Origin of the sequence: Neobacillus drentensis (assembly GCF_036965425.1) — a bacterium.
GTDB classification, from domain to species: domain Bacteria; phylum Bacillota; class Bacilli; order Bacillales; family Cytobacillaceae; genus Neobacillus; species Neobacillus drentensis_F.
Window position 1 is genome coordinate 82880 of sequence record NZ_JBALPP010000048.1, and the last position, 12995, is coordinate 95874.

General features: G+C 38.0%; 15 protein-coding genes. 8 read left to right on the plus strand and 7 right to left on the minus strand.

Translation table 11 applies throughout. The features are described 5' to 3' along the window. The first annotated feature begins 194 nt into the window (after window positions 1–194). Together asnB and V7161_RS13770 are read left to right on the plus strand one after the other, a co-directional pair. Window positions 195–2042 (plus strand): asparagine synthase (glutamine-hydrolyzing), encoded by a 1848-nt coding sequence (gene asnB, locus V7161_RS13765; protein WP_335445720.1) that lies wholly within the window; start codon window positions 195–197, stop codon window positions 2040–2042. Window positions 2043–2147: 105 nt separating this feature from the next. After that, complete coding sequence (locus V7161_RS13770; RefSeq protein WP_335445722.1) at window positions 2148–3668, plus strand: alpha-amylase family glycosyl hydrolase; 1521 nt, start codon at window positions 2148–2150, stop codon at window positions 3666–3668. 37 nt (window positions 3669–3705) lie between these two features. Here V7161_RS13770 and V7161_RS13775 read toward each other — a convergent pair whose 3' ends face one another. After that, complete coding sequence (locus tag V7161_RS13775) at window positions 3706–4578, minus strand: SDR family oxidoreductase (protein ID WP_335445724.1); 873 nt, start codon at window positions 4576–4578, stop codon at window positions 3706–3708. A 105-nt stretch (window positions 4579–4683) separates the two neighbouring features. Further along, window positions 4684–5175: a YajQ family cyclic di-GMP-binding protein gene (locus tag V7161_RS13780; protein ID WP_223592873.1), complete on the minus strand. Its 492-nt coding sequence runs from the start codon at window positions 5173–5175 to the stop codon at window positions 4684–4686. Between the two features lie 136 nt (window positions 5176–5311). Here V7161_RS13780 and V7161_RS13785 point away from each other — a divergent pair, with 136 nt between their 5' ends. Both V7161_RS13785 and V7161_RS13790 read left to right on the plus strand, forming a co-directional pair. Next, window positions 5312–6175, plus strand: coding sequence for a CvfB family protein (locus tag V7161_RS13785; protein ID WP_335445726.1), 864 nt, complete (start codon window positions 5312–5314; stop codon window positions 6173–6175). A gap of 72 nt (window positions 6176–6247) precedes the next feature. Then, the gene (locus V7161_RS13790) at window positions 6248–6379 is read left to right on the plus strand and encodes a DUF3941 domain-containing protein (protein WP_223592870.1); all 132 of its coding nucleotides are present in this window, start codon (window positions 6248–6250) and stop codon (window positions 6377–6379) included. A gap of 27 nt (window positions 6380–6406) precedes the next feature. Here the strand turns inward: V7161_RS13790 and V7161_RS13795 are convergent, their stop codons facing one another. Next, window positions 6407–7264, minus strand: a complete 858-nt coding sequence (locus V7161_RS13795) for a DegV family protein (protein ID WP_335445727.1) — start codon at window positions 7262–7264, stop codon at window positions 6407–6409. Between the two features lie 108 nt (window positions 7265–7372). Between V7161_RS13795 and V7161_RS13800 the strand changes: the two genes are divergently transcribed. Beyond that, window positions 7373–8215 (plus strand): YitT family protein, encoded by an 843-nt coding sequence (locus V7161_RS13800; protein ID WP_335445728.1) that lies wholly within the window; start codon window positions 7373–7375, stop codon window positions 8213–8215. An 18-nt stretch (window positions 8216–8233) separates the two neighbouring features. Then, entirely contained in the window at window positions 8234–8995 is a 762-nt protein-coding gene (locus tag V7161_RS13805) for a BsuPI-related putative proteinase inhibitor (protein WP_335445730.1), read from the plus strand. Window positions 8996–9042: 47 nt separating this feature from the next. On the opposite strand, the gene V7161_RS13810 is transcribed toward V7161_RS13805, so the two are convergent. From V7161_RS13810 to V7161_RS13820, 3 genes are all read right to left on the minus strand, one after another. Then, window positions 9043–9228, minus strand: coding sequence for a DUF3813 domain-containing protein (locus V7161_RS13810; protein WP_289982802.1), 186 nt, complete (start codon window positions 9226–9228; stop codon window positions 9043–9045). Window position 9229: 1 nt separating this feature from the next. Continuing rightward, a complete protein-coding gene (locus V7161_RS13815; protein ID WP_223592861.1) occupies window positions 9230–9382 on the minus strand; it encodes a hypothetical protein in 153 nt (50 codons plus the stop codon). 111 nt (window positions 9383–9493) lie between these two features. Further along, the gene (locus V7161_RS13820) at window positions 9494–10309 is read right to left on the minus strand and encodes a Cof-type HAD-IIB family hydrolase (protein ID WP_335445732.1); all 816 of its coding nucleotides are present in this window, start codon (window positions 10307–10309) and stop codon (window positions 9494–9496) included. 233 nt (window positions 10310–10542) lie between these two features. Between V7161_RS13820 and V7161_RS13825 the strand changes: the two genes are divergently transcribed. Together V7161_RS13825 and V7161_RS13830 are read left to right on the plus strand one after the other, a co-directional pair. Further along, complete coding sequence (locus V7161_RS13825; RefSeq protein WP_335445733.1) at window positions 10543–10851, plus strand: metal-sulfur cluster assembly factor; 309 nt, start codon at window positions 10543–10545, stop codon at window positions 10849–10851. A 176-nt stretch (window positions 10852–11027) separates the two neighbouring features. Continuing rightward, window positions 11028–12152 (plus strand): TIGR04053 family radical SAM/SPASM domain-containing protein, encoded by a 1125-nt coding sequence (locus V7161_RS13830; RefSeq protein WP_335445735.1) that lies wholly within the window; start codon window positions 11028–11030, stop codon window positions 12150–12152. Window positions 12153–12187: 35 nt separating this feature from the next. Here the strand turns inward: V7161_RS13830 and V7161_RS13835 are convergent, their stop codons facing one another. Then, complete coding sequence (locus V7161_RS13835) at window positions 12188–12886, minus strand: Crp/Fnr family transcriptional regulator (RefSeq protein ID WP_335445737.1); 699 nt, start codon at window positions 12884–12886, stop codon at window positions 12188–12190. Window positions 12887–12995: the final 109 nt, after the last annotated feature.

The window sequence follows — 12995 nt, forward strand, 5'->3', positions numbered from 1 at the left end:
GCGAAGTGCCTGGAGCGCAAATCAACAACCAAGTTTAACAGAGCCTTTTAATTAAGTATTAATATATAAACCCTTTTGGTATACCAAAATTTGCGATTCTGATAATGGACAAATAACCAAAAATAATGGGCTGAATACAATAAACCATAAATTGGATGTACAGTCAGTTCGATTTACTGAAAGGAGATACGTACATGTGTGGAATCACTGGATGGATTAATTATGATATGGACGTAAGAAACGAATCAAATATAATTGAAAAAATGACCAAAACCCTGGCAAAGAGAGGCCCTGATGAAACGAACATCTGGACTGAGACACATGTAGGCTTTGGGCACAAGCGTCTTATTGTTGTCGACCCTGAAGGGGGCAGGCAGCCCATGTCCAAACAAAAGGAAAACGCAAAATTCACCATTTGCTATAATGGGGAATTATATAACACTGAAGATATCCGCAAAATTCTCCTTACTAAAGGATATTCCTTTAAAGGTCATTCTGATACAGAAGTTCTGTTAACTGCCTATATAGAATGGGCGGAAGAATGCGTAAATTACTTAAATGGGATCTATGCCTTTGCAATCTGGGATAGCAACAACGAAAAACTCTTTATTGGACGAGACAGACTAGGGGTAAAACCGCTATTTTTCGCGGAACATCATAAAGGGCTTTTATTTGCATCGGAAATGAAGGCAATCCTAGTACACCCGGAAATGAAAACCGAAGTAACCCAAGAAGGTCTGGCTGAGATATTTGGAGCAGGTCCATCAAGATCACCTGGGTCAGGTGTGTTTAAAGGAGTTCAGGAGCTTAGGCCTGCACATGCATTAACTTTTTCTAAAGAGGGATTAAAGATTTGGCGCTATTGGAATGTAAAAAGCGAAAAACATCAGGATAGTATAGAGGAAACGGCTGAAAAGGTCCGTTTTTTAGTAAGTGATGCAGTGACCAGGCAGCTAGTTTCCGATGTACCGTTATGTACCTTTTTATCAGGTGGTCTGGATTCAAGTATTATCACTGCCATTGCTGCAAAAGGCTTCGCAGATCAAAATAAAGGGAAACTTCATACTTATTCGATTGACTATGAAGGAAATGACCAATATTTTTCATCGAATGAGTTTCAGCCAGATGCGGACGGCAAATATATTAAAATGATGACAGACAATTTTCACACCAAGCACCGTAACAAGGTCATTTCTCAGCAGCAATTAGTTAGTGATTTAATCGAAGCGGTTCATGTAAGAGACTTACCAGGGATGGCAGATATTGATTCCTCACTGCTTTGGTTTTGTAAGGAAATAAAAAAGGATTTTGTTGTAAGTCTATCCGGGGAATGTGCTGATGAAATTTTTGGAGGGTACCCATGGTTCCATCGCAAACAGGACTTGGAGCGTCCAGGATTCCCGTGGATGCGGTCAGTGTCAGAGCGGGAAAATTTATTAAAGCCTCATTGGAAAGAAAAATTACAATTACAGGATTATTGCTTGGAACAATATCAAAAGGCAATTGCGGAAACTCCAAAATTAGAAGGAGAAAGCTTAGAAGAAGCCAAACGCCGTGAATTATTCTATATAAATATGACCTGGTTTATGACCACCCTGCTCGACCGGAAAGACCGAATGAGTATGGGCGCAAGTCTTGAAGTCAGAGTCCCATTTGCAGACCACCGGGTGGTCGAATATGTTTGGAATATCCCGTGGGAGATGAAGATGTATCGTGGAAGAGAAAAAGGACTGTTACGGAAGGCATTTGAAGGAATCCTTCCAGAGGAAGTTCTTTACCGGAAAAAAAGTCCTTATCCCAAAACACATAATCCACAGTATACAATGGCGGTCCAGAAAATCTTAAAAAATGTTCTTCAGGATAAATCCTCAGCCTTACATGAATTCTTTAATAAAGAGAAACTTGAGGCAATTGTTGATTCAGGAGGGAAATCCTTTCAAGAGCCATGGTTTGGCCAGTTGATGACAGGACCGCAATTATTGGCTTATCTTGTACAGCTTCACACATGGTTTAAAGATTATAATATCAACATAGTAAATTAGAAGAATAAATTGTTAGTTTAAATTTGGAATAAGGCAATGGTTGGATTAAAATAAGTGTAGGGTGGGGGCCCAATCCCCCGCTTTTTTTATGAGGAGGATATTATAATGAAACGGATTACACTCATTTTAATTGCAATATTGTTAATTTCATCCATTCCAGTTAGCGCTAAGGTACAAAAAGAAAAACGTTTATGGCAGGATGAAACGGTATATTCAATCATGGTCGACCGCTTTAATGATGGTGACACAAGCAATGATATAGATACAAATACAAAAGATCCGTTAACTTTTAATGGCGGTGATATTCAAGGGATAATTGATAAATTGGATTACATACAGGATATGGGTTTTACCGCCATTCGTCTAACCCCCATTTTTGCCAATGCCAAGAATGGATACCATGGCTATTGGGTAAATGATTTTTATAAAGTGGACGAGCATTTTGGAACGCTCGAAACCTTTCAAAAGCTTGTAAAAGAAGCACATCAAAGAAAAATCAAAGTGATTCTTGATTTTGTTACAAACAATGTAGCAGCTACTAATCCGTTGGTGAAGGATCCCAGCAAAAGCAATTGGTTTCATCCAAAACAGGAGATAGCCGATTGGAATAATCGGGAGCAAATTGAAAACGGATGGGTAAATGGGTTGCCCGACCTAAATCAAGATAATCCGGAAGTAAAAAAATATTTAATTGACGCAGCTAAATGGTGGATGAAAAAGACAGAAGTGGATGGTTTTGGTCTGCCTGAAGTAAATCATGTTCCATTAAGTTTTTGGAAGGACTTTTCGAAAGAGGTTAAAAAAGATAAAAAGGACTTCTTCCTACAAGGAATTCCGGCAGAAAGTACTTCACTTGATTTAAATAAATTTCAAAGTGCTGGTATCGATAGCTTGTTTGATTATAATCAAAGTGAGTCTTTACGGAAATCCTTTGCGAATACCAATCAATCCTTACATTCAGTCTCATCTAATACTGAAAACAGTCAATCAGCTTTTCAAAATGGAACATTTTTTGATAATGAATACACAGTCAGATTTACGAGTGACATTGTGGACCAGAGGCAGTTCCCTGGCTCACGCTGGAAAACAGCTTTGACCTATCTCTATACGACTCCAGGAATTCCGAATGTGTATTATGGAACTGAAATTGCATTAAATGGAGGAGAAATTCCGGACAATCGCAGGCAAATGAGTTTTAGAGCGGAAAAGGAGCTAATCGACTATATTACAAAGCTGGGTGAATTAAGAAATACTCTGCCATCATTAACAAGAGGAACTATGGAGATGCTCTATAACCAGGATGGGATGACTGTTTATATGCGTGTCTACCAAGGTGAAACCTCTATTATTGCAATCAATAATACACGAAAATCCCAAAAGGTTACGCTGACAAAAAATCAGCTTGAAGGTGGGAAAGAGCTGCGCGGCTTACTTGGAGGAGACCTTGTTCGAAGCCATAATAATCAATATAATCTAATTATCGATCGCGATGAATCAGAAATATATGTCTTGACAAAGAAAAGCGGACTCAATATTCCACATATAGCATCGTTAATTGTCGTTTATTTATTGGTGTTCTTATTTCTTATTTTAATTCTTAAGAGAAGAAAAAGAAGAACGAATTAAAAACGCATCGGGGGCTGTTCTCCCGATGCGTTTTTTCTTACCCATTTACAATGGTTCCACCGTTCACGTGTATCATTTGACCGCTTACATAGGAAGAGTCGTCTGATGCCAGGAAAACATAGCTGGGTGCAAGTTCGCAAGGCTGCCCTGGTCTTCCCATAGTCGTCGTCGAACCAAAGGTTGCAACCTGATCGGCAGGAAATGTGGAGGGGATAAGCGGCGTCCAGATTGGTCCGGGTGCAACCCCGTTTACACGGATTCCTTGAGGTGCAAGCGATTTTGCCAGTGAGCGCGTAAAGGTAACAATGGCACCTTTAGTAGCAGAGTAATCGAGTAATTGTTCATTCCCCTCGTAGGCAGTGATGGAAGCGGTATTGATAATCGATGCCCCATTCTTTAAATAAGGCAAAGTCATTTTTGTCATGTAAAAGTAAGAAAAAATATTGGTCCGGAACGTATTTTCTAATTGTGCAGAAGTAATATTTAGCAAGCTTTTTTGCGGATGCTGCTCAGCTGCATTATTAACGAGAATGTCCAGCTTACCAAATTCAGAAATAATTTTATGAACGATATCCTTACAATAATCCTCATTTCCGATATCACCTGCATATAGGAGGCAGCGTCGACCCTCTGCTTCAATTAACTTCTTTGTTTCCTCAGCATCTCCATGCTCTTCTAAGTAAACAATTGCTATATCAGCGCCTTCTTTGGCAAAATATATGGCTACTGATTTCCCAATGCCGCTGTCACCGCCGGTAATTATCGCTGATTTTCCTGCTAGCTTCCCGCCTGGCTTATAGTTGGGGTCAATCGATACAGGCAGTGGATTCATTTCGCTTTCAATACCCGGCTGATGATTTTGATGCTGAGGCGGGAAGATGAATTTTTGCTGATTTTGCTGGTTGCTCATGAGTAAATACCTCCAAGTGATCATTTCACCTGTTAGTTTTCGTGTAAATCTAATGTTGAATACAATAAAAAAAGGCGTCAGGATAAAAATCCTTTCGCCATGATTTTAACGGTAATTAATAAATTGAACATCTACAGTAAGATCGGCTTCGCGAACCAAGGAAATTATTTTTTGCAAATCGTCACGGCTTTTGCCGCTAACCCGCACTTGGTCATCTTGAACCTGACTTTTTACCTTAACCCCGCTGTTTTTAATAATGGTATTAATCTTTTTCGCATTTTCCTTGTCAATGCCTTGAACTAGCTTGGCTCTTTGACGAACTGTACCGCCTGAGGCTTTTTCGATTTTCCCATAATCCAGGTTTCTTACTGGAACACCTCTTTTGATTAATTTTCCTAGTAAAACATCTTTCAACTGGTCCATTTTATACTCATCATCGGAAACAAGGACAAGTTCTTCTTTGTCGAGCGAAACTTCACTCTTGCTGCCTTTAAAATCGTAGCGGGTGCTAATTTCCTTCATCGTTTGCGTAATGGCATTGGTAACTTCGGAAAAATCAACTTTGGATACAATATCAAATGAGCTGTCTTTAGACATAACAATACCTCCATTTTTTTAACCTATATGCACAAATATTTCCCTGCTAAAGTTTCCCTTTATGGGTACATTATAGTAAAATATAGCAGGCTATTACAACTTAAATAAAGCTCCAAAAAGAAAAGGGGAGTAATATATGTCTTTATATGAACTAATTGGTCAAACAACAACATTATCCGTAGCTAGACAAGCTGCATTTGGTTATTTTTTAACTGATGGAACTGAAGATGTGTTATTACATAATAATGAAGCGCATCAAGAATTAAATGAAGGGGACCAAGTTGAGGTTTTTCTTTACGTTGACGCAGCAGGTCGAATAACTGCTTCAACAAACATTCCGGAAATCGCTGTTGGAAAATATGCATGGGTCAAGGTAACAGATGTTACCCCTGATCTTGGCGTCTTCCTTAACATTGGTCTGCAAAAGGATATCCTGTTGGGAAGAGATGATCTCCCGACATATAGATCTGTATGGCCAAAGGAAGGAGATTTAGTCTATATCACCTTAAGAGTTACACGAAATTACCTTTTGTATGCAAAGCTTGCAAGTGATCAGGTTATACAATCTATTTCAGCAAAAGCAACGAGAAAAGATTTTAACAAAAATATTCAGGGGCACATTTACCGGACAGCGAAAGTTGGAAGCTGGGTTTACACTTTGGAAGGCTTCAAAGGATTTATTCATGAGTCGCAGCGAAAGCAGGAGCCGCGTTTAGGTGAAAAAGTAGAAGGGCGAATCATCGATATTAAGGAAGACGGAACGATTAACGTTTCCTTGCTTGCCAGAAAAGAAGAATCGCAGGACTTAGATGCGGAAAGGATTTATGAATACTTGATGAGCAGAAATGGTGCGATGCCATACAACGATAAAAGTATGCCGGAAGATATACAAGAACGTTTTCAATTAAGCAAGGGTGCATTCAAACGGGCACTGGGAAAGTTAATGAAAGATGGCAGGGTATATCAGGAAGGCAGCTGGACATACGTCAAGAAAGAATAATAAGTCGATTACATATCTTTTTCAAATTAACAGAAACTACAAGTGAAGTAATTTGAAAGGGGTAAGAAAAAGATGCCGCATACATCAGATAATGATAAAAAAGCAAAAGATAATAATGCACTTCGCCATGAAAAAAATATGATGCGCGAAAAAAATCGTCAGGCAGGGAAAAATCAATACTCGAAAACGACAGATCACAAATAAAAAACAGAGCGAATCTGCTCTGTTTTTTTATGGATGTTCGTTTAAAAAGAATATGGCGATGGTACCTGCACCTGTATGAGCGCCAATGGCTGATCCAATTGAAGAAATGTAAACTGCTTTTGGATGGAACGCTTCCTCTATCATTGATTTTATTTCTAAGGCAGTTTCCTCATTATCAGCATGACTGATCCCGATAATTTGTTCCTGCATATTTGAACCGCGATCTTCCATAAGCTCAATTAAACGTCGAAATACTTTTTTCTTTCCCCGTAATTTTTCAATCGGAACAAGTTTTCCATCTTCTACATTTAGTATAGGCTTGATATTCAGCAATCCGCCGAGAAAGGCAGATGCTTTAGAGACTCGTCCGCCTTTTGCCAAATAGTCCAAATCTTCAACCGTAAAGAGATGCTCCATATGCTGACTTCTAAACTGAACTTCTTTTAAAATGTTTTCCTTTGCTGCATTTTCAGCAGCTAGTCTTGTTGCTTCCTTGACAATTAATCCTTGTCCAAGCGAGGCACACTTCGTATCGACTATCGTTAAATTAAAATTTGGATATTTTTCCTTCACTTGGTCAAGAATCATAACAGCAGTGGAATATGTTCCTGACAATTCGGAAGAAAAGGCTATGTAAATTCCATCTTCATTATTTTCGGCCATTTGTGTGAAAATCTCCTCAAACGTTAGGGGAGAAGCTTGTGAGGTTTTGGGAACTGATCCTCCTCGAATGGCATCATAAACTGTTTTGGGGTCAATTGTTTTTACATCTTCAAATTCTTCATCATTAATGTGGACCTTCAAGGGAATTAATGTGACATTATTATCTTCGTAGAAACTTAGTGGTAAATCGCATGCGCTGTCAGCCAGTATTTTCACCTGCATGAAGCTCACCTGCTTTCAAGCTATTATATTTAGTTTCAGTTTATAGGTTTCACCTTAAAAATACAATTATCAAATTGTCATGTATAAAAAATAAAGGAGGGCGTTTTCTTGCTTTGGCTCCAAACTCAAAAAATCATCATTGTCGTTGCAGGGGCATTCCTAAATGCATTAGGAATGAATTTATTTCTTATCCCTGCAAATATATACTCCAGTGGGGTGGCTGGTATTGCTCAATTACTTTCAAAGGTATTAAGTGACCATACACCTATTCACGTTTCAATGGGATTTTTACTATTGTTACTGAATATTCCAGTTGCCATTCTTGGATGGATGAAAGTGGGTAGGTCATTTACTGTTTATAGCTTTCTTAGTGTTGCGCTTTCATCTTTATTTTTAGAGATAATACCAGTTAAACAAGTATCGCACGATATATTGTTAAATGCTGTTTTTGGCGGTGTCATTGTAGCGGCAGGGGTTGGTATAACATTAAAATGGGGAGCTTCCACCGGAGGCCTAGATATCATTGCAATGGTATTATCAAGATTAAAGGACAAGCCAATTGGTCCGTATATGTTTGTGTTAAATAGTATTATCATTGTCACGGCGGGATTCCTTTATGGTGCCGAAAAAGCCCTTTATACCCTTGTCTTCTTATACACCTCAACAAGGGTAGTGGACGCTATCCATACCCGACATGCAAAGCTTACGGCTTTTATCATTACAAAAAAAGCAGAAGAGATGAAAAAAGCGATTCATGCCAAACTTGTAAGGGGTATTACCATGATTCAGGGTAAAGGAGCCTTTACGAATGAAACTCGTGAAATCATGATGATCGTTATTACCCGCTATGAGCTGTTTGATTTAGAGAGAATTATAAAAGAAGTTGATCCCAATGCTTTCACAAATATCATTCAGACAACTGGAGTATATGGATTTTTTAGAAGAGAATAAAGGAAAAAGGAGACCAACATGCGAACTCTTTTATGTGTAGTCCTGCTTTTCTTTTCAATAGCAATGAATACCAATGCGAACGGGGTGAATGATTTCAATTATTCGTTTTATCTCATACCAGTAGCAGATCCTGAAAAGGTGATATTTGAAATAGTCATCAAAAACGAAGGAGACTTGCCGCTCCATTTTGAATTTCCTACCTCGCAAATGATTGAAATAACCATTACCGACCAAGAAGGGGCGGAAGTGTATGTTTATTCAAAAGGAAGATATTTCCTTCAAGCGTTTCAAACTATTGTTGTAGAGCCGCATCAATCGGTAAAAAGGTATGAGAAATGGAATTATCAATTCAAGGGTAAAAGGGTACCTTCAGGTGTTTATACGGTTAATGCCTCGCTCAAGCCAATAAGTCTAAATGATGAACCCATTAAAAATCGGGCAAAGCTATACCATAGTCAAAAGCTAAAGGTTCCTGAAGAAAACCCTGCATTTAGGTTTGTAAAGGTGTCAGGCACCAAAGGGGACTATGTTGTTACAGGAGAAGTTAGACCAACAAACAGAAGGCTATTTTATTCGGTAGAGGATGGCCATAGGGAGTATATAAAGGAAAAAGAGGTTGTTTTAGACGGGAAGGAAGAGTGGGAGAAGTTTAAGCTTCCCATTCAACTTCCAATAGATAAACATCCGGCTTCTGGTTCTTTGATGTTGAATCTTTATGAGCGAGATAAAAATGGAAATAATATTAGCCTATACCCAATAGTTTTAGAAGTTATACAATAAGAAAAGCGGAAGTTCCGAATGGAAGCTTCCGCTTTTCTTATTTTAATTTAAGTAATCTGTTCAAGCTCTTGTTGCATTTGTTGGAGCTGTGCTTGCTCTGCTCTAGTCGAATTAGCAAATGCTGAACTCAAGGCATTCTTTGCTTTGGCGACAGCAGAGTCAACATCAGCAGGGCTGGCAGACTTCGCCATTTCAACAAATCTTCGTGCTTCTTGGAACAATTGGTTTCCCATTTTATATTCCTCCAAGCGAGGATTCGTGCACATTGGCCATTTTCTGAGCTTCCGCTTCAGCGTAGGTCATGTGATAAGGAATACGTTCGGCATGCTTGCTGACGGTATCCTTTCCTTGCTGGACAAAGCGTTTTGATTTGTTTCGTTTACCCATTCGAATCCCTCCAATATGCTCATAGCTCAAATTGAAACAGCATTGCTGCTTCATAAAATAGTATGCACCAATCAAGATTCGTTCATTTAGGTAAACAATGGTGAATTACGATCAAACTTTTAAATTTAACAAATTTGCCAAATATTGTGCAACGCCATCTTCTTCATTTGTAAGTGTAACATCATTGGCAATATTCTTTACTTTATCAATTGCATTACCCATCGCAATCCCGTGACCAGCGTATTCAAGCATTTCAAGGTCATTATCTTCATCACCAAAAGCAATAATTCGTTCTGAAGGTATATCAAAGTAATCGGCTGCCTTTTTCAAACCAACAGCTTTATTTAAGCCTACCTTAATGATTTCAATAACGTGCCATGGTGCTGCCCAGCTTCGATGATCAACAACTTCAGCATGTACTGCTGATAAATGGTCACGTATCGTTTTTAATTGATCTTCTTCAGTATGAATCAGCAAACTAGTAGGGGAATCCTGTAAATAATTAGCTAAATCTCCTGTTGTGATTTTAGGATTTCCAAAGTTAAAAATATCGATTAGCTTTTCATCATGGTAATGGAAGTATACATCATCTATTACTTCAGCGATTATATTATGAAAATGAAAGCTTCTGCAGGCTTCAACAATTTCCTTCGCCACTTTGACATCCAACGGTTCATGGTAAAAGCCCCATTTTGGATTTCGTGGATGATGCATAAATGCGCCATTAAAATTTACTATGGGTGTATCTAGCTCGAGCTCCCGATAATACATTTCGCTGGAACGATACGGTCTGCCTGTAGCGATCATCACGATATGACCTTCATCTCTCGCCTTTTTTAGAGTATCCTTTGTTTTTTCAGATATTGTTTTATCATCCTTTAATAATGTCCCATCCAAATCTAATGCGATTAAATGTTTTTCTGCCATATGGACTCCTTTTATTTAGGAAATATTTTATTTCCATGATACACTACGGCTATGGAAATTTTTATTTCTATAGTTTCTATGTTAACAATTTTATATCTAAAGTGTAAAAAAATTCACATTAAAAGGGTTAAAAAAACTTTATACTTAGTAAGAAAGATGAAAAGCAAAGGAAATGTGGTTTAAAATTAGCTTTTGTTATAATAAATACAAAAATAAATAGGAGTGAAGAAAATATGAATGAAGATTTAAAAGAAAATATAATGGGAGCTTTGGAATTAGTAATAGACCCTGAGTTAGGTGTGGATATTGTTAATTTAGGATTAGTTTATAATCTTGAAATGGATGAAGAAGGGAAACTAACCGTTACAATGACTCTTACTACTATGGGCTGCCCGCTTGCAGGCACCATCGTTGACCAAGTGAAACGAGCATTAACGGATATCCCTGAAATTAAAGATGTTGACGTTAATATTGTCTGGAATCCGCCATGGAACAAAGAGATGATGTCACGTTATGCAAAAATTGCTCTTGGAATAAGATAAATTATCTTAAAAAACAGCAGAGAGAGTTCTGCTGTTTTTTTTGCACTTTCACAAAAAAGACATACATAATGGCCAGGTTGTGAGATAGTTCACTTTTTTGCCCTATAAACACCTTTATAATACAAAGTAATACAGGCTATTTGATTTGAAATAGTTGTTATTAGGAGGCGTTTCATATGGCTTATAGCCGAGATTTTAATAAAGATCCTTTTATTGTTATTTGGGAGCTTACACGTGCCTGTCAATTAAAATGCCTTCATTGCCGCGCAGAAGCACAGTACAGACGTGACCCGCGTGAATTATCGTTTGAAGAAGGCAAAAACCTTATTGATCAAATATATAAAATGAATAATCCAATGCTTGTATTTACTGGCGGGGACCCTTTGATGCGAGAAGACGTCTTTGATATTGCTAAATACGCTGTAGGAAAAGGAGTTCGTGTTTCCATGACTCCAAGTGCTACACCGAATGTGACAAAAGAAGCAATTGAAAAGGCAAAAGAGGTTGGTCTTTCGCGCTGGGCTTTCAGTATTGATGGACCGACTGCAGAAGTCCATGACCATTTCCGCGGAACTGCAGGATCGTTTGATTTAACAATGGAAAGAATAAAATACTTACACGAGCTTGAAATCCCGATTCAGATTAATACGGTAATTTCTAGGTACAATATTAACTACCTTGATGAAATGGCCAAAATGGTGGAGGATTTAGGCTGCGTATTATGGAGTGTCTTTTTCCTAGTTCCGACGGGAAGAGGACAGGAATCCGATATGATTTCACCTGTAGAACATGAAAAAGTATTTAGATGGCTATATGATCTAAGCAAACGAGTTTCCTTTGATATTAAAACAACTGCTGCCCAGCATTATCGCCGCGTTGTTATTCAGCAAAAAATGCGTGAAGCAAAGGAACAGACAGCAAAAATTAATTATTTAAGTGCTTTAACGGAACAGGGATTAACAGGTTCGATTGATGGACTCGGACGAGCACCAAAGGGAGTAAATGATGGTAACGGTTTTGTGTTCATTTCTCATATTGGAGATGTATATCCTAGTGGTCTTCTTCCGGTAAAAGCAGGAAATGTTCGTAAGCAGCCTTTAGCGGAAATTTACCGAGAATCACCTATTTTCAAATCCTTAAGAAATCCCGATGAGTTTAAGGGGAAATGTGGGGTTTGCGAATTTCGGCATGTTTGCGGTGGCTCAAGATCAAGAGCCTTTGCCATGACAGGCGATTACCTTGAAAGTGAACCATTCTGTGTTTACATTCCACAAGCATTAAGGGAAAAACTGGAACAATAAAGTCCAATAAAAAGGGATGGGAGAAATCTCCCATCCTACTCGATATTGCAATAAACAGTTGAACAGTTTTCGCAGCCAATTTCATCCTTTAAATATTGTAAATCAAAGATAGTTATTTTTCCTTTTTTTACAGAAATGATATTTTCTTTCTTTAAATCACTAAGAATTCGGTTTGTGCTTTCACGGGAAGTGCCGCAGAAATTGGCAAGTTCTTGATTAGTTAAAGGCAAGTCAATTAAAATTCCATTGCCTTTTTCAACTCCATAGCTATTAGTCATTCGAATTAATGTTGAAAAAAGTGCTCCGCGTTTACCATTAAGGACAAGGTCGCGAAATTTTGTCTGTGTTTTTCGAAAATGGTCACTCATCCATTTCATAAATTCAAAGGCGAGCTTACTGTTTTGGAAAATTTCACTTTCGATTACATCCTTTTTAATTGCGGCAATTTCCCCTTCTTCAAGAACCTTAGCACTCAATAAATACTTTGGACTATCGGTAAAAAGAGTCAATTCACCACAAATATCATTTTCTCCGCAAATTCTTAAAGATAGCTCACGTCCGTCAGAAGTTATTTTACTGATTTGAATCTTTCCAGAAATAATTACGTAAAGTTCTTCCGCCACCATACCTTCTTGAAATAAAAAACTATCCCTCTCACTCTTGAATCTCCGGTCTGCAAGTTTAAGTAATTCCTTTATTTCTATAGAATGGGTTGGTTTCATTTGTGCTAACATAGGATTTCACCTTCTATCATATTTTTTATATAAATGTCAATTTTGGATTCGTTAGTAACATTTTATCTCAAGATTAGCCAAAAAAATGAAGTAAACAATGACAATATAG